The 23067-nt window shown below is 61.1% G+C and carries 18 protein-coding genes and 5 pseudogenes; 21 read left to right on the top strand and 2 right to left on the bottom strand.

What is annotated here, in order from left to right:
- Nucleotides 1-1733 (top strand): primosomal protein N' (locus B4968_RS19385; protein WP_083100957.1); only part of this gene is annotated, 1733 nt, incomplete at its 5' end.
- A gap of 265 nt (nucleotides 1734-1998) precedes the next feature.
- Nucleotides 1999-3480 carry a M10 family metallopeptidase C-terminal domain-containing protein gene (locus B4968_RS19380; protein WP_083100942.1) on the top strand — a complete coding sequence of 494 codons (1482 nt, stop codon included), beginning with the start codon at nucleotides 1999-2001 and terminating at the stop codon, nucleotides 3478-3480.
- A gap of 107 nt (nucleotides 3481-3587) precedes the next feature.
- Here the strand turns inward: B4968_RS19380 and B4968_RS19375 are convergent, their stop codons facing one another.
- Nucleotides 3588-4661, bottom strand: a complete 1074-nt coding sequence (locus B4968_RS19375; RefSeq protein ID WP_083100956.1) for a YeeE/YedE family protein — start codon at nucleotides 4659-4661, stop codon at nucleotides 3588-3590.
- Between the two features lie 243 nt (nucleotides 4662-4904).
- Here B4968_RS19375 and B4968_RS19370 point away from each other — a divergent pair.
- The 3 genes and pseudogenes from B4968_RS19370 to B4968_RS19360 all read left to right on the top strand — a co-directional run bounded on the left by B4968_RS19370 (nucleotide 4905) and on the right by B4968_RS19360 (nucleotide 7654).
- Nucleotides 4905-6141 (top strand): annotated as a pseudogene (locus B4968_RS19370) (MFS transporter).
- Nucleotides 6142-6332: 191 nt separating this feature from the next.
- Entirely contained in the window at nucleotides 6333-7205 is an 873-nt protein-coding gene (locus tag B4968_RS19365; protein WP_083100941.1) for a 50S ribosomal protein L11 methyltransferase, read from the top strand.
- 104 nt (nucleotides 7206-7309) lie between these two features.
- Nucleotides 7310-7654 (top strand): hypothetical protein, encoded by a 345-nt coding sequence (locus tag B4968_RS19360; RefSeq protein WP_083100940.1) that lies wholly within the window; start codon nucleotides 7310-7312, stop codon nucleotides 7652-7654.
- Nucleotides 7655-7937: 283 nt separating this feature from the next.
- On the opposite strand, the gene B4968_RS19355 is transcribed toward B4968_RS19360, so the two are convergent.
- Nucleotides 7938-8156 carry a DUF1127 domain-containing protein gene (locus B4968_RS19355; RefSeq protein WP_083100955.1) on the bottom strand — a complete coding sequence of 73 codons (219 nt, stop codon included), beginning with the start codon at nucleotides 8154-8156 and terminating at the stop codon, nucleotides 7938-7940.
- Between the two features lie 348 nt (nucleotides 8157-8504).
- Between B4968_RS19355 and ruvC the strand changes: the two genes are divergently transcribed.
- The 16 genes and pseudogenes from ruvC to B4968_RS19275 all read left to right on the top strand — a co-directional run bounded on the left by ruvC (nucleotide 8505) and on the right by B4968_RS19275 (nucleotide 23035).
- The gene (gene ruvC, locus B4968_RS19350; RefSeq protein WP_083100954.1) at nucleotides 8505-9002 is read left to right on the top strand and encodes a crossover junction endodeoxyribonuclease RuvC; all 498 of its coding nucleotides are present in this window, start codon (nucleotides 8505-8507) and stop codon (nucleotides 9000-9002) included.
- Nucleotides 8999-9691, top strand: coding sequence for a Holliday junction branch migration protein RuvA (gene ruvA, locus B4968_RS19345; RefSeq protein WP_083100939.1), 693 nt, complete (start codon nucleotides 8999-9001; stop codon nucleotides 9689-9691). Before ruvC ends, ruvA begins: the two co-directional genes overlap by 4 nt.
- Before the next feature lie 126 nt (nucleotides 9692-9817).
- Nucleotides 9818-10848 (top strand): annotated as a pseudogene (gene ruvB / locus B4968_RS19340) (Holliday junction branch migration DNA helicase RuvB).
- 138 nt (nucleotides 10849-10986) lie between these two features.
- A complete protein-coding gene (locus B4968_RS24795) occupies nucleotides 10987-11127 on the top strand; it encodes a nucleoside triphosphate pyrophosphohydrolase family protein (RefSeq protein ID WP_241525857.1) in 141 nt (46 codons plus the stop codon).
- Nucleotides 11128-11599: 472 nt separating this feature from the next.
- Nucleotides 11600-12253, top strand: coding sequence for a hypothetical protein (locus tag B4968_RS19330; RefSeq protein WP_083100938.1), 654 nt, complete (start codon nucleotides 11600-11602; stop codon nucleotides 12251-12253).
- A 4-nt stretch (nucleotides 12254-12257) separates the two neighbouring features.
- Nucleotides 12258-12833 (top strand): RNA 2',3'-cyclic phosphodiesterase, encoded by a 576-nt coding sequence (gene thpR, locus B4968_RS19325; RefSeq protein ID WP_083100937.1) that lies wholly within the window; start codon nucleotides 12258-12260, stop codon nucleotides 12831-12833.
- Nucleotides 12834-12905: 72 nt separating this feature from the next.
- Nucleotides 12906-13292, top strand: a complete 387-nt coding sequence (ybgC, locus tag B4968_RS19320; protein WP_083100936.1) for a tol-pal system-associated acyl-CoA thioesterase — start codon at nucleotides 12906-12908, stop codon at nucleotides 13290-13292.
- A 168-nt stretch (nucleotides 13293-13460) separates the two neighbouring features.
- Entirely contained in the window at nucleotides 13461-14156 is a 696-nt protein-coding gene (gene tolQ / locus B4968_RS19315) for a protein TolQ (RefSeq protein ID WP_083100935.1), read from the top strand.
- Nucleotides 14157-14159: 3 nt separating this feature from the next.
- Nucleotides 14160-14657 carry an ExbD/TolR family protein gene (locus B4968_RS19310; protein WP_083100934.1) on the top strand — a complete coding sequence of 166 codons (498 nt, stop codon included), beginning with the start codon at nucleotides 14160-14162 and terminating at the stop codon, nucleotides 14655-14657.
- 26 nt (nucleotides 14658-14683) lie between these two features.
- Nucleotides 14684-15874: an energy transducer TonB gene (locus B4968_RS19305; RefSeq protein WP_083100953.1), complete on the top strand. Its 1191-nt coding sequence runs from the start codon at nucleotides 14684-14686 to the stop codon at nucleotides 15872-15874.
- Nucleotides 15875-16004: 130 nt separating this feature from the next.
- Nucleotides 16005-17338, top strand: a pseudogene (gene tolB / locus B4968_RS19300) (Tol-Pal system beta propeller repeat protein TolB).
- Between the two features lie 129 nt (nucleotides 17339-17467).
- Nucleotides 17468-17969, top strand: a pseudogene (gene pal / locus B4968_RS19295) (peptidoglycan-associated lipoprotein Pal).
- 4 nt (nucleotides 17970-17973) lie between these two features.
- On the top strand, nucleotides 17974-18846 hold the full coding sequence (locus tag B4968_RS19290; protein ID WP_083100952.1) for a tetratricopeptide repeat protein: 873 nt from the start codon (nucleotides 17974-17976) through the stop codon (nucleotides 18844-18846).
- Between the two features lie 110 nt (nucleotides 18847-18956).
- Nucleotides 18957-20192, top strand: a complete 1236-nt coding sequence (gene tilS / locus B4968_RS19285; protein WP_173907557.1) for a tRNA lysidine(34) synthetase TilS — start codon at nucleotides 18957-18959, stop codon at nucleotides 20190-20192.
- A 75-nt stretch (nucleotides 20193-20267) separates the two neighbouring features.
- A pseudogene (gene ftsH, locus B4968_RS19280) lies at nucleotides 20268-22186 on the top strand (ATP-dependent zinc metalloprotease FtsH).
- A gap of 273 nt (nucleotides 22187-22459) precedes the next feature.
- Nucleotides 22460-23035: an MOSC domain-containing protein gene (locus B4968_RS19275; RefSeq protein ID WP_083100932.1), complete on the top strand. Its 576-nt coding sequence runs from the start codon at nucleotides 22460-22462 to the stop codon at nucleotides 23033-23035.
- The last annotated feature ends 32 nt before the right edge of the window (nucleotides 23036-23067 follow it).

Genomic DNA, 23067 nt, shown 5'->3' with positions numbered 1-23067 from the left:
CCGATATGGCGGGGGTGACGCCCTCGGTGGTCAAGGGGCTGCTCACACAGGGGGCGCTGCGCGAGGAAGAAACGCCGCGCGACCTGCCCTATCCGCTGTTGGATCCTGACCTGCCGAGCAAAGAGCTGACCGAGGACCAGAGGGCCGCCGCGACGGTCCTTGCCGAGGGGGTGCAAAGCGGCGCCTATGGCACCACGCTGCTGAAAGGTGTCACCGGGTCGGGCAAGACCGAGGTTTACCTCGAAGCCGTGGCTGCCTGTCTGCGAAAGGGGCGCCAGGCGCTGGTGCTGCTGCCAGAAATCGCGCTTACGGCAGAATTTCTGAAACGGGTCGAGGTGCGCTTTGGTGCCACGCCTGCCGAGTGGCATTCGGGCGCCACCATGACGGAACGGCGCCGGGTCTGGCGGATGATCGGGCAGGGCAATGCGCAATTGGTGATTGGGGCGCGCTCGGCATTGTTTTTGCCGTTTCGCGATCTGGGCCTGATCATTGTCGATGAAGAACACGACACCGCCTACAAACAGGAAGAGGGCGTGCTGTACAACGCCCGCGATATGGCGGTGCTGCGGGCGGCGATGTGCTCGGCGCAGGTGGTGCTGGCCTCGGCCACGCCAAGCCTGGAGACCTGGGTGAATGCCGAGGCGGGCAAATACCAGCGGGTCGATTTGAACGCGCGTTTTGGCACCGCGGTGCTGCCAACGATGCGGGCGGTGGATATGCGGGCCGAGGATCTGGCGCCGGCCACCTGGATCTCGCCGACGCTGAAATCTGCCATGACAGCACGGATGCAGCGCGGCGAGCAGTCGCTGTTGTTTCTCAACCGGCGTGGCTTTGCGCCAGTGACGATCTGCCGGGCCTGTGGCACGCAGGTGGCCTGCGATCACTGCGACGCCCGCATGGTGGAACACCGGTTCATGAAGCGGCTGATGTGCCATCAGTGTGGGGAGACCAAACCGGTGCCAGAGGTCTGCCCCTCCTGTCAGGTTGAGGGCAAGATGGCGCCGGTTGGCCCCGGTATTGAACGTCTGGGCGAAGAAGCCGCCGCCCTGTTTCCCGAGGCCCGCATCGCGGTGCTCAGCTCTGATCTGTTTGGTTCAGCCCGGGCGCTGAAGGCGCGGATCGAGGAAATCGCAGCGGGCGAGGCGGATATCATCCTTGGCACGCAGCTGGTGGCCAAGGGGCATAACTTTCCGCTGCTGACCCTGGTGGGGGTGATTGACGCCGACCTGGGCCTGCAGGGCTCGGACCTTCGGGCGGGCGAGCGGACCTTTCAGCTGATGCGGCAGGTGGCAGGTCGCGCCGGGCGGGCAGAACGGCCGGGTGAGGCCCTGATGCAGACCTTTCAGCCAGAGCATCCGGTCATTCGCGCCATCCTGACGGGCGACGAGGAAGAGTTCTGGCGCGCCGAGGCCGAGCAGCGCCGCGAGGCAGGCGTGCCCCCCTTTGGCCGCATGGCCGGGATTATCCTGTCCGGGTCGGATTTGGCGCAGGTCTTTGATCTGGGCAACGCGCTGGCGCGCAATGACGCCCCGTTGCGCCAGGTAGGGGCGCAGTTGTTTGGACCAGCGCCTGCGCCCATTGCCCGGGTGCGGGGGCGTCACCGGGTGCGGCTGCTGATCAAGGCCGCCAAAGGCGTGCCGCTGCAAGAGGCGATTGCCCGCTGGACCGCCCCCTTCAAGATGAAGGGCGACCTGCGTCTGAATGTTGACATCGACCCGCAGAACTTTTTTTGAAACGGCGTTTGGCAGAGAGCTGTGTTTTTCAAACAGAGGCCGACATTTGCAAACAGCGGTGCCTTTACCCCTTTACCCCTTTGTCCCTTGGCCCAGAGACGACATGACGGACACAGTGCGCGCGCGGCGCGGGCTTTGCTGTTGCGCAGCAGGCAGGCGCTGGGTCATAATCTCACCGTAATCCCTGACTTAAATGGGAAACGGCTGCTCTTCGAGGCAGGGGCTGTCACAAACAGTGCAAACTATTGCTGGAGAGCGGCTCTAAATGTGTGAACTTTGCGTAGCCACCCAGAACTTTGACCCCCAGCGACATGGTCCCCTGGGCACTCTGGTAAGGCCCGATCCCGATCCCGACCCAGTGCCAGAGCCGCTTCCGACCGGCACCTTTGAGGCGTTGAGCAACTATCTGACCGCAGGCTTCTGGGCGGACTACGATGAGACCCCCCGAAGTTTTGCCGCCAACCCGGGCAACGCCTCTGACTATGTTATCACCGTCAATCTGACCGAGCTCACCTTTGAAGGACAGCGTCTGGCGCGCTGGGCACTGGACACCTGGGAGCTGATGGCGGATGTGCAGTTTATCGAGACCGAAAGCGGTGGCGATATTGTTGTGGATGATGATGAAAGCGGCGCCTTTGTCCAATATCAGGTTTCCGAAGACACCGGCGGCAATATCCTGGTGGCCAATGTCAATGTCGATGTGAACTGGATTGCCGCGTACGGAGCGACGCTCGATTCCTATGCCTTTACCGCCTATGTGCATGAATTCGGCCATGCGCTGGGTCTGGGCCATCTGGGCAATTACAATCTAAACACTGGCAGCGCCACCTTTGCCAATGACAGCCGTCAGCTGTCGGTCATGTCTTATATTCAGCAGGATCAAAGCGCGTCTACAGATGCGAGCTTTGCCTTTCCAGCGGCTCCGATGCTGGTGGATGTCGCAGCGATTCAGTCGATCTATGGCGCCTCTGGCGCGACCAGTGGTGACACCACATGGGGGCAGGGCGGGGCCATGTCTCGCCACTTTGCAACGCTCTATGCCGGGGTGGATGATGGCGATGACAGCACTGAAGAGGCGGACCCTATCACCTTTACCCTGTTTGAGGCCTCTGGTGGCGGCACCGATACTATCGATCTGCGCCCCAGCACCACGAATGACCGGCTGAACCTTAATGGTGGCAGCTTTTCCGATATCGGCGGGTTGATTGGCAACCTGACCATTGCGGATGGGTCCGAATTTGAGAACGCCACGATGGGGTCCGGGCGGGATACGGTCATTGGCAATGGTCTCGACAATGTTTTGCGGGGGCAGGACGGAGGTGACTATCTCTCTGGGGGAAGCGGCGAGGACCGGCTGCTCGGCGGGGCAGGTCGTGACAGGCTGTTTGGTGGGGCTATGAATGACCGGTTGCTGGGTCACAAGGGGCGCGATCGGCTGGACAGCGGCGAAGGCGATGACGTGATGATCGGTGGCGCCGGCGCGGATGCGTTCTTTTTTGGCTTTGGCCATGACAGCGACAAAATCAAGGATTTCACGCTGGGCAAGGATGAGCTTTTGTTCTCGGCCATTGATTTCGAGGACATGAGCGCGCAGGAGCTGGTCGACAGCTTTGGTCGGGTGGACAGCAAGGGCGTTGTGCTGGATTTTGGCGACAGTGAGGTGCTGGGCGCGGACTACAATGACCGCCTGACCCTGATCGGCGTGTTTGATCTCGACGCACTGGTGGATGACATCAGCTTTATCTGACCGGTGGCGGGGGCCGTGAGCTAATTGCTCAATGCCCGCAGGTGACCTCGGCGGACAAAGGCCACAGGCTGCACCTCAGGCAGCACCTCAAAAAGTGGCTACCAATTTCACAGCGCAGCCGACAGGACCCGCTGATCCACCAGCCGGTCGGTCGCCATGGCTCCGATCCACATGCAAAACAGCGCCAGCCAGGCGGCGCCGGCAAAGATCGAGCCACCCGTGACCCCGGCTCCAATGGCGCAGCCGCCTGCCAGCATACCGCCAAATCCCATCAGCACCGCGCCAATCATGGCTTTGCGCATGGTGACGGCGTCATCAAAGGCCTGCAGCTTCATCTCACCGGCAGACCAGGCGGCCAGCATCGCCCCGATAAAGACGCCGGGCACCAGCCCGATGTCGAATTCCAAAACGGCATTGCGGTCGAGAAAGAACATCAGCGTATGAGCAGAGGGACCGGTGAAGGTCGCGCTTTCGATCTGCACCGGATCAAAGGCCACCTGCGACAACCCATAGGTCAGCACCCAGCCCAGAGCGACGGCAAACCCAACCCCAGAGGCCACGACCAGGCGCGCCGCGCCAATCTGATTGCGCCGCGACAGCACCAGCGCCACCACAGCAATGGCAAGGCAAAGCGCAGGCCCGCCCCAGTCGGGCAGGCCCGCCTCAACCAGCAGATCCATATTGCGGCCGCCCGAGGTGATCCAAAGGCTGGCAAGACGGTCCCGCAGGGGCGACAGCATGCCAGAGAGGCTCATCTGGGCCACCACGGCAAAGACCAGCCCCGAGACAATCGAGCGCATATTGCCAGTCGCCGCCAGCACCAGCAGCCGCCCCGAGCAGCCCCGCGCCAGCACCATGCCTGCGCCAAAGATCAAGCCGCCAATGATGGCCCCGGACCAGCTGCCGGGCACCGCCATCATCCGGGCATCAGCGCTCCGCATCAGCCCCAGCAGTTCGGCCGCCTGCACCCAGACCACAGCGGTGGAAAACGTGAGCAACCAGACCGCCATCCGGTCGCCCATCTGGCCGCGGGCGAACTCTACCGTGGCGGCGCGCAGGCAAAACTGCGAGCGCTGCGCCGCCACGCCAAAGGTGACGCCGGTCAGCAGACCAAACAGCGCCGCCAGCGGGGCTTCGCCCAGGCGCTCGGCCAGGGCTTCAATGAGAGTAAGCAGATCCACGACCATGACCCTTTTGAGTTCAATTCAATAAATCATATATGTGGTTTCTCTCTGGCGACCTTGATTCAGATCAGCCGCGGCGGCGGCGCTGTGGCGGTGGTGCGGCTGTGATGCGGCTGTGGTGCGATTATGTGCGCAGATGCAAGCCTGCATGTGCAGCTCGTCTTTGGTCTCGCACCGGAGGCAAAAGAGGCGTAGAGCACTGGTATCTTTAAGAGGACAGCTATCTTTAAGAGGACCGGCATGTTTAACCCTCTCTCCCTCGATGCGGCGCGTGAGCTGCCGCTCTGGCGTCGCCCAACCACATTGCTTTTTGTGATGGCGGTCTGCATGCCGATTGCGTTCAACGCCTGGTTTGCGCTGCTCAACAACTTTGTCACCGAGGTGGCGCAGTTTGATGGCGCCGATATTGGTCTGCTGCATACGGTGCGCGAAATTCCGGGCTTTCTGGCGGTGGGGGTGATCGTCATCATCCTGTTCATGCGAGAACAGGTGCTGGGGCTGATCTCGCTGGTGATGCTGGGGGTTGCCACCCATGTTGACGGCCTGGTTCCCGTCCCTGGGCGGCATTCTGATGATCACGCTGCTCAGCTCGATCGGGTTTCACTACTATGAGACGGTGAACCAGTCGTTGCAGCTGCAGTGGCTGCCCAAGGACCGCGCGCCGCAGATGCTGGGCTGGCTGATTGCCACGGGATCGGCCTCGACGCTGGTGGTCTATGGGTTGATTGTGCTGCTCTGGGAGCGGTTTGATCTGACCTATAACATGGTCTTTATGACCGCAGGCGGCGTGACCACGCTGATTGCCCTGTTCTGTCTGCTGGCCTACCCACAGTTCGATTCCCCCACGCCGCAGAACAAAAAGCTGATCCTGCGGCGGCGCTACTGGCTCTATTATGTATTGCAGTTCATGGCCGGTGCGCGTCGCCAGATCTTTGTGGTTTTTGCGGGCTTTATGATGGTCGAAAGGTTCGGCTTTGACGTGCATGAGGTCACGGCGCTGTTCCTGATCAACCTGGTGATCAATATTTTGGTGGCGACTTTGCTGGGGCGGTTTGTGGCCTATTTTGGTGAACGCCGCACGCTGATTATTGAATATATCGGCCTGACTGTGGTCTTTACCCTCTATGGCGGCATCTACTGGTTTGGCTGGGGCGTGCTGCTGGCCTCTGTTCTCTATGTGGTGGATCATGTGCTGTTTGCCCTGGCGCTGGCCCTGAAGACCTATTTCCAAAAGATCGCGGATCCTGCCGATATCGCACCCACGGCGGCCGTGGCCTTTACCATCAACCATATTGCAGCTGTGTTCCTGCCGGTTCTGCTGGGGCTTTTGTGGGTGGTCTCTCCCTCGGCGGTCTTTGTGCTGGCAGCGCTGATGGCGCTGGCCTCGCTGGGCCTGTCCTGCATGATCCCGCGCCACCCAGAGCCGGGCAACGAGACGGTGTTCTCCAAGTATGGCGTGCCCGCGGCCGCCGAGTAAGGCGACTGTTGCGCGAAACGGGGTAAAACCGGGCTGGCAAAACCGGGCAGACGAAACAGGGCGGCGCAAAACGAGGCGGGGCAAAACCGGCCGGGTAAACTAGGCGGGCAAAGTGCTGCAAAACCGGGTCTGCTCTTGACCTTGCTGCGCCTTGGGCCTAGGCGCGGGGGCAACCCTGCTGGAGATCCGACATGCCCACCTTTACCGCGCTGACCACCCTGCCTGGCAAACCTCAGGCTGAAGCCCTGGGCGAAGCGATGGAACGTCTGGTGCCGGAACCCACAGGCATTGGCGTCTTTGAGGTCGAAGATGGCTCGGGCCTTTGGGAGGTTGGGGGCTATTTCACCGAGGCTCCGGATCAGGCCGGGCTTGCGCTGCTGGCGACCCTGCATGGCGCCAAGGAATTTGCCGTCTCCGAGCTGCCGGAAACCGATTGGGTCGCCCATGTGCGCCGCGAGTTGTCGCCGGTCAAAGCCGGTCGGTTCTATGTCTACGGCAGCCATGATGCCGATACGGTGCCCGAGGGCAGCATCCCGCTGCTGATTGAGGCCGCCATGGCCTTTGGCACCGGCCACCACGGCACCACCCTGGGCTGTCTCAAGGCACTGGACCATCTGATCAACGAGGGCTTTGTCGGCAGCAAAGTCGCCGATATCGGCTGTGGCACCGCCGTGCTTGCGATGGCGGCGGCGCGGGTCTGGGAGGGTGAGTTCATTGCCAGCGATATTGACGAGGTCGCGGTCGAGGTCGCCGAGGCCAATCTCAAGGCCAATGGCATGGCGGGCGCTGTGACATGTCTTGAGGCGGCTGGTTTTGATCATCCTGGTCTCAAAGGCAGCGCGCCCTATGATCTGATCTTTGCCAATATCCTCAAAGGCCCGCTGGTGGCGCTGTCACCCGATCTGTGCGGCAATCTGCGTGCCGGTGGATTCGCCATTCTGTCCGGCATTCTGAACGAGCAGGCGGATAGCGTGATTGCGGTTTATGCCGAAAACGGCGCCAATCTGGTACGCCGCGATGTGATTGGTGAATGGACCACGCTCTTGCTGCAGAGAGACGCCTGATATGAAGGCGGCTTTAAGTAGATTTTAAGTATTTGCCCCAAAGTTGCCACAATTCAAATCTATAAAACTTTATCCGCTGGTGGGGGCCAGTTCGGGGCAAGTTTATGAGTGTTCAACATCAAGAATTCCGGGGTCGTGTGGCCCGTTTGAAAACGAAGCACGCCGCTTATGCTCAGGGGTATTCCACTCACGTGCAATCTGACGGGCTGATCATTATGCGTCCGCATAAGGTCCGCTCGCGGGTCTCAGGCAAAGTCTTTCTGCTCATCCTTGCTTTCTTTATGTCGTTCAAAGCCTTTTTGATGAGCGTTCATGGCTTTGACAGCTATGATGAACGGGTGGCAAAGCTGACCACGGGCAATGCCGTGGAACGGGTCGGGGCATTCGTTATGCAGTCTGATCCGGTCTCCGTCTGGGTGGCGGCGCAAATAGGGCCAATCCTGCGCTAGAGCGACATAATTTGGTGGGGGCTTCTTGGTGGGAGACTACCTTCCCGCTGACACTGTAATAAAGGCCAGTCTGACAGGGCGGCGCAGGTCACTCCAAAACTGCAATCAAACCGTCGCGGTCTCACCCGGCGGTTTTGTTGTTGTTGGCATTGGCCACCTTGGGCGAGGGGGGGCGGCAAATAGGAGTGCGGCCAACAAAAACGCCGCGGCCAGAGTTGCACGCGGCGCATATTGGACCGTTTCCCTGCAGCAGGAGGCAGGGAGGGTCAGAAAATCCGTGTCTTCAGAAGACCGGCTTGCCAGCCGCGATGGCTTCGATGTCGCCGCGGCACAGGCCGATATCGGCCAGTTCACGATCCGACAGCGCGGCCAGAGTTGTCTTGGTGGCGCGCGCGTCATTCCAGGACATCACGGCGGCAGTCGCCGAGAGGAATGAGGCGCCGATACGGCAAAACAGGCCGGTGGAGCCATAGGTGGTGCGGGTGGTGTCGAAAGCAGCCATTTCCTCATCCTTTACATTTGAGTGACCTGTTTTGCGCCGAAGCAATTTCGGTTGGTGTGTTGGCGCGATTTTCGCCATCTAGTCGCGAAGTTTTGCCGCCGCAAGGGGTGAAATTGCATGAGACATATGCAGGAAATGCATGGCTGATCGCCCTGTAAACAAGGGTTTTGCATAGATCTTAACATTGCGTTTGGAAATGTCGCGACACCCGTGGGAAAGGGTCGGTTTTGGAACAGGTTTGGGGCTCTTTAGCACAGAGGGCTGAGGTGAAAGCGTTTGGAAGTGTTCGCCTTTTGTGCTATTTGCGGAAAAAATAATTTGAACAATCAGGCAGAGGCCGGGCAGAACATGCGCATTTTGGGAATTGATCCAGGGTTACGGAACCTCGGATGGGGTGTGATCGAATCGCAGGGCAGCCGGTTGAGCCACGTGGCGAACGGGGTGTGCACCTCGGATGGTGATGATCTGGGAGAGCGGCTTTTGTCGCTGCACAATCAGGTCGCCGAGGTGATCGAGGCCTATAGGCCGGATCAGGCCGCGATCGAGCAGACCTTTGTCAACAAGGACGGCGTGGCGACGCTCAAGCTGGGCCAGGCGCGTGGTGTTGCGTTGCTGACACTGGCCAAGGCTGGGTTGCCGACGGGGGAATATGCCCCCAACCGGGTCAAAAAGACTGTGGTGGGCGTAGGGCACGCCAGCAAGGAACAGGTCATGCATATGGTCAGGCTGCAGCTGCCGGGATCTGATCCCAAGGGCGCCGATGCGGCGGATGCGCTGGCGATTGCCATCTGTCACGCCTATTACGGTGGGACCAAACAGCGACAGTTAAAAGAGGTGCGGGCATGATTGGCAAGCTGACAGGGCGACTGGACTACCGCGCGGCGGACCACGTGCTGATTGATGTGCGCGGCGTGGGCTATCTGGTCTATTGCTCAGAGCGCACCATGATGGGGCTGCCTGGTGTCGGTGAGGCGGTGTCGCTCTATACCGATATGGTGGTGCGCGAAGACCTGATGCAGCTCTATGGCTTCACGTCTTTGGTTGAAAAGGAATGGTACCGGTTGCTGATTTCGGTGCAGGGGGTTGGGGCCAAGGTGTCGCTGGCGATCCTTGGCACGCTGGGCACAGAGGGGGTTGGCCGCGCCATTGCTCTGGGCGACTGGGGCAGCGTCAAGGCCGCCAAGGGCGTTGGCCTCAAAACGGCGCAGCGCATTGTGCTGGATCTCAAGGACAAAGCACCCGGCGTGATGGCCATGGGCGGCAGCATCTCCGAGGCTCTGGAAGGCCCCGATCTGGAGGCGGTGGTTGAGGCGGCTGATCCTGCCCCGGCCCAGAAACCTGCGCGAAAATCGGCGGCCAAAAAACCTTCGGGAGCTGCCGCTGCTGCCGCCGGGGCGCTGTCGGCCCTGAGCAACCTTGGCTACAGCCCGTCGGATGCGGCCTCGGCTATTGCCCAGGCCAGCACAGACTTGCCCGAGGCCGATGAGGCCGCATTGATCCGCGCGGCGTTGCGGCTGCTGGCGCCAAAGGGATAATGGTTATGAGAATGCTCACAACGCGCTTTGGGTTGGCCAACGGGTTGGCGCATGGGGTGGCACATGGGGTGGCACAGGGGGGTGTGCAGTGCAGGCAAGCCAGTGCCAAGGGGATGGAAAAGCAAGATGATTGATGCGGATCCCGCCCTGCGCGCTACACCGCTGCCAGAAGACAGCATGCTGAGAATGACCGTGCTCTGCGGCCGCAGTGCCTGACAGAGTTTATTGGTCAGGCCGAGGCCCGCGCCAATCTGCACATCTTTATTGAAAGTGCGCGGCGGCGTGGCGAGGCGATGGATCACACGCTGTTTCATGGGCCACCCGGGCTGGGCAAGACCACGCTGGCGCAGATTGTGGCGCGCGAGCTGGGGGTGAATTTTCGCATGACCTCGGGGCCGGTGCTGGCCAAGGCGGGGGATCTGGCGGCAATTCTGACCAATCTTGAAGCCCGTGATGTGCTGTTCATTGATGTAATTCACCGGCTGAACCCGGTGGTGGAAGAGATCCTTTATCCGGCGCTGGAGGATTTTGAGCTGGGTCTGGTGATTGGGGAAGGGCCCGCCGCGCGCACCGTGCGGATTGAGTTGCAGCCTTTCACGCTGGTGGGGGCCCCCACCCGGATGGGGCTGCTGACGACGCCGCTGCGGGATCGGTTCGGCATTCCTACCCGGCTGCAGTTTTACACCATCGATGAGCTGCACGAGATCGTCAGTCGCAACGCCCGCAAGCGGGGCACCCCCGCCGAGGACGAGGGCGCCCGCGAGATCGCGCGGCGCGCGCGGGGCACGCCAAGGATCGCCGGACGGCTCTTGCGCCGCGTGGTGGACTTTGCGGTTGTCGAGGGCGATGGCCGCATTACGCAGGCGCTGGCTGATGGGGCGCTGACCCGGCTTGGCGTTGACAAACTGGGGCTTGATGGCGCTGATCGGCGTTATCTGCGTCTCATTGCAGAGAACTACAGTGGCGGGCCGGTGGGGATCGAGACGCTCTCGGCGGCGCTGAGTGAAAGCCGGGATTCGCTGGAGGAGGTGATCGAGCCTTACCTGTTGCAGCAGGGGCTGATCCAGCGAACGCCGCGTGGCCGGATGCTGGCGCAAAAGGCCCGGACGCATCTTGGGATCGCGCCGCCGCAGCGATCAACGGATCTGTTTGGCTGATGGCTGATGGCTGTGCTGATTTGATGAGGCCATAAGTTGGAGGACATGGGGTGGCGAAGAGTGGCAACGATTCACCCGGAGCGCAGGCCTTGGGAGAGCGAGGCGTGGATCTGGCGCAATTGACTGCGCGCGCGCCGGGTGTCTGATCTCTATGCGGCGCGGTTTGAAATTGACCGGGATCCGGTTTGGTATTTGGGGAAAATGAGCGATGAGCTGGGAGAGGTCACGGCAGCCTATTTGAAATACGCAGGTCAGGGGCGGGGTGATGGGGCGCGTTAAGATCATGAGGATGAGGATGCGGATCTGTTGGGATTTGTCCTGTTCTTTGCTGATTGGCAGGGGATTGATGCCGGAAAGGCACTGCAGCGCAAATGGGGCTCTTACCTTTGAAGCCTTAGTCGCAAAAACGCCGACGGAGCGCTCCCGCCCGTTTCGGAGGCATTCACAAGAATGCCCCTCTCCCTTTGGGCCGGGCGCCGCGCTGTCGCGCGGCGGGGGAGAAGGTGATGTCGAGACAATGGGCAGTCTGGGCACGGGTTTCTGGGGGCAACGCCTTGGCCAAACACGCCTGTGCGCCGCGCAAGCGGCGCCGGGCCCAAGGCTGTAATGGCGCCTGGCCGCAGGCAAGGACACTTTCAGGCGCGGGAGCTCCCCCTGAGCTTGCGCATCCTTGCGGTTCGCCTTGTCGTTTTGCGCGCTGCGGGGCATAGAGCCCAGATCAATACGTTTCAGCCTTGATGGAGCAAATCTTATGTCCCTGGACCTGACACCGGAAGAAATCCAAGCCCTGTTTACCCGCAGCGATGGCTCCTACGGGTTTGCCCGCTGGGGACGCCCTATTGCACCAATCGTCTTTGGCGTTCAGGAACAGACCCTGCAGGTGGTCAAGGGCGCGATCGAGGCTGTGGCCACACTTGCCGGGCACCAGATGGCCGAGACAGACCCCGAGCTGGGCTCAAACCTGATGTTCTTCTTCTTTCGCGACTGGAACGAGTTGCTCGATGTGCCAGATCTCGGACGCCTGATCCCGGATCTTGCGCCTTTGGTGGCGCGGCTTCAGCAGGCCAATGCCAGCCAATACCGCGCCTTTCGCTTTGACGAGCAGGGCGCCATTCAGGCCAGCTTTGTCTTTTTACGCATGCAGGGCACCATGGCTGACCTGCCTGCCGAAACACTGGCGCTGAGCCAGGCGGTGCAGGTCATCCTGCTCTGGAGTGATCAGGCTTTTGCCGAGATCTCGCCACTGGCGGTGTTGCCAGAGACCGGCGCCACCATCCTGCGCCCCGAGATCGCCGCCATCATCGCGGCCGGCTATGACCGCTTAATGCCACCCTCGGCCAATGATGCCTCTCATGCGCTGCGGCTGTTTGCACGGCTTCAGGCGCCTGCAGCCCCCCAGGATTGAGACGATGCGCGCCTTCCTGGGGCTGCCGCTGCCCGATCCGGTTTTGGACGCAATGGAAGACCTGCAAGCCGAGATCCCGGTGGGACGCAGTGTCCCGCCTGAGAACCTGCACATAACGCTGGCCTTCCTCGACGACCAACCCGCAGCCGTGCTGGACGCCCTGCACCAAGAGCTGTGCGAGGTGACGGCACCCGGCCTGTCTCTGTCCGTTCAGGGGCTTGACCTGATGGGCGGCAAGTCTCCCAAGGTTCTGTGTGCCAATATAGCCCCCAATGCGGCCCTCACCCAGTTGCACAGCCGTTTGCGCACCCGGGTGCAGGCGGCAGGGATAGAGCTGCCCCGCGCACGGTTTCGCCCGCATGTGACATTGCTGCGATTTGCCCGCAGGTTAGATTCGGGGGCTTTGGCAAAGATCGGCCATGCTCTGCAGGCGCATGGGGATTTTTCTATCAAAGACGTCCCGGTGGAGAGTTTTAATCTCTACCGCTCCACCCTGCTGCCTGAAGGGCCGCGCTATGATGTGCTGGCGCAGTATCCGCTGGATGGCCTCCCTGAGAGAGGCCGCAACGGAACGGGCTGAGGCGCGGCGACAGGGCTTGTGGCCCTATTCGGCCAGTTCTAGGGTGCAGGCAGAACGCAGGAGTGCAGGCCAATGACCCATACCTTTCCCGTCCGGGTATACTACGAGGACACCGATATGGGTGGCATCGTCTATCACGCCAATTACCTGCGCTATATCGAGCGCGCCCGCAGCGATTGGGTGCGGGGGCTCGGTAATGACCAGAATGCCATGCGCGATGCGGGGGTGATCTGGGTGGCGCAGCGGGTTGAGGCGGACTATCTTGCCTCGGCAAAATACGATGATGAGCTCATGGTCGCGACCGAGGTGATCAAGGTGACACCGGCCCGGCTGATCATGGGGCAGGTGGTTACGCGGGGCGAGACCGTGCTGTTTCGCGCCAAGGTCACGGCGGTTTGCGTGGCCGCAGAGGGCGGGAGGCCAACCCGGCTTCCGGCAGAGATTCGCGCATTGCTGTAATATTGCCGCCCTGAGCGGTTGTTTGATTGGCTTTTACTTTTGAACTCGGATACCTTGGATGCAATGAAAGCCGCGACAGACGGCTGTAGACTGAGGTCCGATGACCCCTGAGGGGCATCTGCAATGACGAGAATGTCCGGAATGATCCGGCAGAGATAGAGCAGGCAAATGGAAGCAGAAACTCTGGCGCTGGCGCAGGAGATTGATTTCTCCATGTGGGGTCTTTTCGCGCGGGCCACCTTCACTGTGAAACTGGTGATGCTGATGCTGACCGCCGCCTCGATCTGGTCGTGGAGCATCATTGTGCAAAAACTCATCACCTTTCGCCAGGCGCGTCGGCAGGCGGCCCGGTTTGATCAGGCCTTTTGGTCGGGTGAGCCGCTGGACGGGCTGTTTGATCAGTTGGGGCCTGACCCCTCTGGCAGCTCCGAGCGTATTTTTGCCGCTGGGATGGCGGAATGGCGCCGCAGCCATCGCAGCGATGGCGGCCTGATCCCCGGCGCGCAGGCGCGCATTGACCGCTCGATGGATGTGGCTATCGCCAAAGAAAGCGAAACCCTGCAAAGCGGCCTGTCGGTGCTTGCCACTGTGGGCTCGACTGCGCCCTTTGTTGGTCTATTTGGCACTGTCTGGGGCATCATGACCGCCTTTATCGAGATCGCAGAACAGCAAAGCACCAATCTGGCCGTTGTCGCACCGGGCATCGCCGAGGCGCTGCTGGCGACCGGGCTGGGCCTGCTGGCGGCCATCCCGGCGGTGATCTTTTACAACAAGCTGAGCGCCGACAGTGACCGCATCCTCGGAGGCTATGAGGCCTTTGCGGACGAGTTTGCCACCATCCTCAGCCGCCAGTTGGATTCCTGATCCATGGGCGCTGCGGTGCAACAACCCTCGTCCGGTGGGGCCCGTCGCGGTCGTCGCCGGGGGCGGGCCAGGCCGATGGCAGAGATCAACGTGACGCCCTTTGTGGATGTCATGCTGGTGCTGCTGATCATCTTTATGGTGGCGGCACCGCTGATGACCGTGGGTGTGCCGGTGGATCTGCCAAAGACCGCGGCAGGTGCGCTGCCCGGAGAGCAGGAAGAGCCGCTGACCGTGACCATGATTGTTGGCGGTGAGATCCAGATCCAGACCACGCCGGTGGCGCGAAACGAGCTGATTGGCAAGCTGCGCGCCATCGCCGCAGAGCGGACGTCGGACCGGGTCTATCTGCGGGCCGATGGGGCAATTTCCTATCGCGAGGTGATGCAGGTCATGGGAGCGCTGAATGCCGGCGGCTTTGGCAATGTTGGGCTGGTGACCGATGTTGCGGGGCCTGATCTGACCGGTCGAGACGCCGCCGCGACCAGCGGCGCGGATCAATAGGCGGGGGCGCTGGCGTTCACATGGGCGTGCAAACCGGAACCAAAATCTCTCTTGCTGGACACGGCCTGCTGGTGGGCTGGGCTGCTTTTGGCGGCTGGTTCTCCTCTGAGCCGCTGCCGCTGCAGGTGCGCGAGGTTGCGGTGATCTCAGCGCAGGATTTTGCGAAGCTCAGCCAGCAGATCCAGGCGCCGCAGCTGGCCCAGACCCCCGGTGGCCTGACCCCGCCTTTGAGCGCGGCAGTGCCGCCAGAGCTGCCAAACCGCCCGGACGTAAGGCCAGAATTGCGCCCCGAGGTGCCCCCTCCGGTCGCGGTGCTGCCGCCTGCGGCAGAAGATACCGCTGTGTCCGAGCCGGAACCAGAGCCGGAACCACAGGTGACTGTCACATTACCGCCCCCGGCCCAGCTGCCCGCCACGCCCGACGCACCCGCTGTCGTGCCTGCCTTGCCGGTGCCTGCGCAGCTACGTCCTGCCGACCGCGTGGCGCCTGTGCCTGTTGAGGCCCCCGAGCAGGAGGTGGCGGTTGATGATCTGGTCCAGCCTGAGGTGACGGCGGATCAGGGCGCTTTGAGCGATGAGCCTGAGCAGGAGGCGACTGCTCCCGAAGAGGCCAGCGACCGTATTGTCACCGAGGCCAATGAAAGCGACAGGGCAGAGCCTTCGCCTGCGGACATAACGCCATCTGAGACAACACCACCTGTCACGGCACCAACACGCTCGATGCGGCCAAAGACACGGCCCCAGCGCCCCGCGCCGGTCGAGACCGCCGACAGCGCTCAATCCCCTGAAACATCTCCCGCGGCGGCGCAAGACACCCGCGACTCTGCCATCGAAGACGCCCTAGCGGCGGCCATTGCCGGCGGCGGCGAGGGGGCGGCACCGGAGCCCGCAGGCCCGCCGCTGACCAATGGCGAGCGGGACGCGCTGCGGGTTTCCGTCTCAAAATGCTGGAATGTAGGGTCTCTGTCTTCAGACGCGCTCAAAACCACGGTCGAAGTTGCGGTGTCTCTGGAGCGCGATGGTCGTCCCAAAACCGGCACGATCCGGCTGGTGTCCAGCAGCGGCGGGTCGTCCGGTGCGGCACAACAGGCCTATGAGGCGGCGCGGCGTGCCATCATTCGGTGTGGGGCCAGGGGCTTTCAGCTGCCTGCAGAGAAATTTGACCACTGGCGCGACATTGTGATGACTTTTAACCCGGAAAAGATGCGGATCAAATGAAACACCAAAAATTGACTTCGCAGCGCTTTGGGCTCGGCTATGAGAGGGGCAGGGGGCATTTTTCCCCTGCATCCGTGTTGCAAAAACCTGATACTGAAATAACATTCAATCCCGAAAGGACGCGACGCAAATGAGGCGCAAACTGACAGCCCTTGTGGCAAGCCTTCTTCTCACGGTTCCGCTGGCATCGGGAAATCCGGCGCAGGCGCAGACCGGCCCTTTGCGGATCGAGATCACCGACGGGGTGATTGAGCCCTTGCCCTATGCGGTGCCGACCTTCATCGCCGAAACCGCCTCGGCGGCAGAGCTGGCGGCAGAGATCACCCGTGTCATCGCGGCTGATCTCAGCGGCACCGGGCTGTTTCGTGAGGTGCCAGCCACGGCGCATATCTCCAGCGTCAGTGATTTTAATGCGCCGGTGAAATTTGCCGACTGGAAAGCGGTGAATGCGCAGGCGCTGATCACCGGAGCTGTCTCTGTTAATGGCAAACAGCTCACCGTGGGGTTTCGCGGCTATGACATTTTTGCCGACAAGGAACTGGGTGCGGGGTTGCATTTCACCGGCACCACGGATGGCTGGCGCCGCATGGCGCATAAGGTGGCGGATGGATCTATAGCCGGATCACCGGCGAAAGCGGCTATTTTGACAGTCGGGTGGTGTTCGTCTCAGAGACCGGCCCCATGAACGACCGCCGCAAGCGGCTGGCGATCATGGACTACGATGGCGCCGGGGTGCAGTATCTGACCAACAGTGCCGCGCTGGTTCTGGCGCCACGCTTTTCCCCAACTGGCGACCGGGTGCTCTATACCAGCTATGAAAGCGGCTTTCCGCAGATCCATGTGCTGGATGTGGGCAAGGTGCAGCGCCGAATCCTGTCGGCGGACAACGGCATCATGAGCTTTGCGCCCCGCTTTGCGCCCGATGGCAACACGGTGGTCTATTCGCAGGCCGAGGGCGGCAATACTGATCTATATACCATGGATATTGCCACCGGCAGCCGCACACGCCTGACCCGCGCGCCTTCAATCGAGACGGCGCCGTCTTATTCGCCAGATGGCAGCCAGATCGTGTTTGAGAGCGACCGCTCCGGCACGCCGCAGCTCTATGTGATGGCAGCAGGTGGCGGCGAAGCCCGGCGGATCAGCTTTGGCAAGGGGCGTTATGGCACGCCGGTCTGGTCGCCCCGCGGCGATCTGGTTGCCTTTACCAAGCAGAGCAAGGGGCGATTCCATATTGGCGTTATGCGTCTGGACGGCAGCGAGGAACGTTTGCTGACCGCCTCATTTCTGGACGAAGGCCCCAGTTGGTCGCCCAATGGCCGGGTCATTATGTTCACCCGCGAGACACAGGGCGCAAATGGGCGTGCACTGCTCTATTCGGTGGATATTCTCGGGCGAAACCTGAAACCCGTGCGCACACCGGATGGGGCATCGGACCCAGCCTGGTCGCCCTTGCTGCAATAGAAGAACGTCAGAAGAAGACTGTCACAGGCCGATCCGGCGCCAAAACGCAAGGTAGCAAACACCTGCATGGAACAGACCCTGTGGCTGTGATAAGTTGGCGCCAAGAAACGCAAAGGAATAGGTAGAGTCATGAGCGGTTTTAAGAAGGCATTTATGCTGGTTGCGGTCTTGGGGCTTGCGGCGTGCAGCAATACGTCCTGGGATGATACCGGCGCGGGCAATACGGGCGGCGCCGCCCTGGGTGGGTCAAATCTCGATCCGGCCAGCCCGGCCTATTTTCAGCAGACCATTGGCGACCGGGTTCTCTTTCTCGTTGACCAGTCAACCCTGAACCCCGGACGCCGAGGCCATTTTACAGCAGCAGGCGAGATGGTTGACCACAAAGCCTGACTATGTGGTCACCATTCAGGGCCATGCGGATGAGCAGGGCACCCGCGAGTATAACCTTGCCCTTGGCGCGCGCCGTGCGAACTCTGCCCGCGAATTCCTGATTTCACAGGGCATTTCCGGGTCTCGGATCCAGGTGGTGAGCTTTGGCAAAGAGCGCCCGCTTGAGATCTGTTCCGCCGAGAGCTGTTACGCCAAGAACCGTCGCGCGGTCACCGTGCTGGCGGGTGGATTGACGGGGTGAAATGATGCAACTGTTCCGCGCCGCACGTCTCATCGCTACCCCTGTTTTGCCTCTGGTTTTACCGCTGGCCTTTTTGCAGCCCCTGGCGGCACAGGACCAGCAGACGCTGGCGGATATTCGTCAGGAGTTGACGGTGCTGCATGTGGATATTCAGCGTCTGAAGCGTGAGCTCTCGACCACAGGTGGCGCCAATTCCGGCGTCCCGGCAGAGGGATCTGTTCTGGACCGGGTTGCGGCCATCGAGGCCGGATTGCAGGGGCTGACGGCACAGACGGAACAGCTGGAATACCGTATCATTCGCATCGTGGCGGACGGAACCAATCGCATTGGCGATCTCGAATTCCGCCTGGTGGAGCTTGAAGGTGGCGACATTGCCGCGCTTGGCGAGACAACCACCCTGGGCCGGGAAGGAACCTCTGGTGACACGGCGGCGACCGGGGCGACGACCGGGGCGGGACCCAGCCTGCCGACTGGCGAAACGGGCAGGGAGCTGGCGATTGGCGAGCAGGCCGATTTTGACGCGGCTGAACTGGCGCTGAAAGCGAGGGAGCATCAGCTCGCCGCTGAGAAATTTGCCATCTTTACCCAGGCCTACCCCGGTAGTCCGCTGGCCCCAAAGGCTGATTTCGAACGCGGCAAGGCGCTTGATGGGCTGGGCGACACCCGCGAGGCGGCACGCGCCTATCTGGCGGCCTTCACCGGCAACGCCGAGGGTGAGACCGCGCCGCAGGCTTTGTTTGAACTGGGGGCTGCTCTGGGCCGTCTTGGTCAGGTCGATCAGGCCTGCATTACGCTCTCTGAGGTGGACGTGCGGTTCCCAGGCCAGAGCATTGTTGCGCAGGCAGTGGTCGAGAGGGCTGCTTTGGGCTGCCCGTGACAGGCCCTCCAGTGACAGGTCCTCCAGTGACAGGGCCCTCCGTGACAGGCTCCCCTGTGACTGGCCTACCTATGACAGGCGCCGGTGCCCAAAATGAGGCCAGAGATACGATGCTGGAGATGCTGCGGCAGCAATTTCCAAAAACACTGCCCGCGCGGATCGGTGTTGCGGTGTCTGGTGGCGGCGATTCCATTGCTCTTTTGCATCTGCTGCATGCGTGCTTTTGCAACGATCCGGTTGAATTGCTTGCAGTGACTGTGGACCACGGCTTGCGCCCGGAATCGCGGCAGGAAGCCGATTTTGTCGCAAACACAGCCCGCGCATTGGGTATCCGTCACGCATTGTTGACCTGGCAAAAGGGGCCAAGCGCGCTTGGCAACCTGCAGGATCAGGCCCGGCGGGCCCGCTATGGTCTGCTGACAGATTGGGCGCGTCAGAACGACGTGCCGATTCTTGCCCTGGGGCACACCGCTGACGATCAGGCAGAAACTGTGGTGATGCGCCTGATGCGGGCCGCAGGCGTCACCGGATTGGCCGGCATGGCGTCGCAGCGCAGTCAGGATGGCGTTTGCCTGCTCAGGCCCATGCTGCAGCTGCGCCGCGCCGCCCTGCGCGCCTATCTGCGGGACAATAATCTGGACTGGATTGACGATCCGTCCAACGAGGATGAGCGTTTTGAGCGGATCAGAACCCGCAAAGCGCTTGTGGTGCTTGAAGAACTGGGGCTGTCAGTCGAGGCGCTCTCAACAGTTGCGCAAAATATGGGCAAGGCCGGGACGGCGCTGAACTGGTATACCTATCTTTCGGCACGCGACATGGTCGAAATTCAGGCCGGCGCCATCGTTATAGAGCTGCGAAAATTCCGGGTTTTGCCGGATGAAATCTCGCATCGGCTGATGGTACAGGCTCTTTTGTGGATTTCTGGTGGCCAATACCCGCCGAGACGCGCCCCAATGATCGAAGCTGTCGCAACGGCACAACGGGGCGGCTCAACCACCCTGGCGGGCTGTCGTATCCTCAATCACAAAGGCAATATCTGGATTTGTCGCGAAGGGGCAGCAGTGCAAAACATGTCTGCCTCGTCGGGTGAGGTCTGGGATCAAAACTGGCGTGTTTTTGCTGGAAAGCTAGGGGCTTGTGAGGTGCGCGCTCTGGGCGGCCAGGGGCTGCGGGCCTGCCCGGATTGGCAGGCGCAGGGCCGCCCGGCGCCGGTTCTGGAGGCGACGCCTGCGCTCTGGCAGGGCGCGGAATTAATGGCCGCTCCGCTCGCCGGTTTTGCCAATGGAACAACGGCAGAACCGATAAATAGTGCAGAAGAGTTCTTTGCATCGCTTTTATCGCATTGAACCTGCGGGAATGTTCCTTATTTTATGCGCAACGAAGGCGCCCTGCGAGGGTGCCCGGCTATTGGGAGACTTTCCTTGGGCAACGCACGTAACATTGCATTCTGGGTTGTTCTGTTCGTATTGATTCTGGCTCTGTTCAATTTGTTCAGTGGATCAGGCGGCACGATGCAGAGCAATGAACGCACATTTTCTGAATTTGTGACTTTGGTTGAAGGCGGCCAGGTGAACACGGCGGTTCTGGATGGGGAGCAGGTTCGCTTCTCTACCTCGGACGGCACCTACGTCACGATCAAACCGGCTGACGCTAAAGTCACAGAGCTGCTGATCAACAACAACATCCCGGTTCGCGCCGAGAAGCAGCAGCAGTCCGGCTTTCAGTCGTTTCTGATCACCCTGTTGCCCTTTGTGCTGTTGATCGGTGTCTGGATCTTTTTCATGAACCGGATGCAGGGCGGCGGAAAAGGCGGCGCTATGGGCTTTGGCAAATCCAAGGCCAAGATGCTGACGGAAAAGCAGGGCCGCGTCACCTTTGACGATGTGGCGGGCATTGATGAGGCCAAGGAAGAGCTGGAAGAGATCGTTGAGTTCCTGCGTAACCCGCAGAAGTTCTCGCGTCTTGGTGGCAAAATTCCAAAAGGCGCTTTGCTGGTTGGCCCTCCCGGCACCGGTAAAACCCTGCTGGCGCGCGCCATTGCAGGTGAGGCGGGCGTGCCCTTCTTTACCATTTCGGGGTCTGCTTTTGTCGAGATGTTTGTTGGCGTTGGCGCCTCTCGCGTGCGCGACATGTTCGAGCAGGCCAAAAAGAACGCACCCTGTATCGTCTTTATCGATGAGATCGACGCCGTGGGGCGCCATCGCGGTGCCGGCTATGGCGGCGGCAATGACGAGCGCGAACAGACATTGAACCAGCTGCTGGTGAGATGGATGGTTTTGAAGCCAATGAAGGCGTGATCATTCTGGCGGCGACAAACCGCAAGGATGTTCTGGACCCTGCCTTGCTGCGTCCGGGTCGTTTTGACCGCAACGTGACTGTGTCAAACCCTGACATCAAGGGCCGTGAAAAAATCCTGGGTGTGCATGCGCGCAAGACCCCGCTGGGGCCGGATGTGGATCTGCGCATCATTGCCCGTGGCAGCCCCGGATTTTCCGGCGCGGATCTTGCCAACCTGGTGAATGAGGCGGCTCTGATGGCCGCACGGGTTGGCCGTCGCTTTGTCACCATGGAGGATTTTGAAGCCGCCAAGGACAAGGTGATGATGGGCGCCGAGCGTCGCTCTATGGTGCTGACGCAGGATCAAAAGGAAAAGACCGCCTATCACGAAGCCGGTCACGCTGTGGTTGGCATGAAGCTGCCGGAATGCGATCCTGTCTACAAGGCTACGATCATTCCACGGGGCGGTGCCCTGGGGATGGTGGTGTCATTGCCGGAAATGGACCGTCTGAACTGGCACAAGGATGAATGCAACCAGAAGCTGGCTATGACCATGGCGGGCAAGGCTGCCGAGATCATCAAATACGGCGAAGACCATGTCTCGAATGGTCCGGCGGGTGATATTCAGCAGGCCAGTCAATTGTCCCGCGCTATGATCATGCGTTGGGGCATGTCCGACAAGGTTGGAAATATCGATTACGCCGAGGCGCATGAAGGCTACAGTGGCAATACCACCGGTTTCTCTGTGTCGGCGCATACCAAAGAGCTGATCGAGGACGAGGTGCGTCTCTTTATCCAAAACGGCTATGATCGCGCCTACAAAATCCTGACTGAGCACAAGGATGAGTGGGAACGGCTGGCTGAAGGGCTACTGGAGTATGAGACTCTGACCGGTGATGAGATCGAGCGGGTCATGCGCGGCGAGCCTCCACATGAGAACGGCGACGATTCGGATGAGGATCAGGGTAAGGGCTCGGTCACCGCGATACCAAAAGCCAAGCCAAAGAAGCCGACTTCTGAAGGTGGTGCAGATGGCGAGATGGAGCCCGAGCCAACCGCGTAAAGCTGCCTTTAGAACAGCCTAGAACAGGACCCCGAAGCTTTTGACTGGTTTTCGGGGTTTTTGTTTGGAGGAAGCCCTTTCGCATCATGTGCGCAAAGCGCCAAGATTTGCTTTTGGGGGGTGGCGCGGCGCGGGCAGGCAGAAAGCTGCCTGCCCGCGCCGCGCCCGGATCGGATCGCTAAGCGATCCGATCCAAAGGGGCTTTCCATTCCATCATGAGGCTCTATGGTTTGGGCCCTTGAGACACTGAAACAACAATTGTTGGGATGCAGGATGCCGGTATTGCTGGAGACAGAATTCAAGGGAGAGGTGGTTTGGGCCGGGGAGACGCCTTCTGATGCCGGGATCGCGGCCTCGGCTGTTGCGGCTCTCAGCCTTGGGTTTCATTGTCTGTTGGGCGAGCGGCACCAGGGTGAGAACCGGTCATCCTGTGTGCGGGTGTCCAACCTGTACCCGCAGGGGACCACAATCCGCAATGTCAGGCAGCTGAGCATTCTGTCTGAAGAGGAGCTGGCGCTGATTGCTGCGGACATGGGGCTGGAGCAGGTCGATCCGCGCTCGCTGGGCGCAAATCTGGTGCTGCGCGGTATTCCTGATTTCACTTTTGTGCCGCCTTCGTCGCGGCTGCAGGGACCGGATGGCATGGTGCTTACCGTGGACATGGAGAACCGCCCCTGCATCCTGCCGGGGCGTGAAATTGACAAGGCTCATGCCGGCTTTGGCCCAAAATTCAAACGCGCCGCAAGCAGTCGGCGGGGAATCACCGCCTGGGTCGAGCGGCCGGGGCAGTTGAAGATCGGTGACAGCCTGCAGCTTTTTGTGCCCGACCAGCGGGCCTGGGCCCCCTAGGGGCAACCCATCGGTTACAGACCTTCCGTTTT

The organism is Pseudophaeobacter leonis (genome assembly GCF_002087335.1).
Lineage (GTDB): Bacteria > Pseudomonadota > Alphaproteobacteria > Rhodobacterales > Rhodobacteraceae > Pseudophaeobacter > Pseudophaeobacter leonis.
Note: the sequence above shows the minus strand (reverse complement) of the source record. Positions and strands in the feature narration are given on the sequence as shown.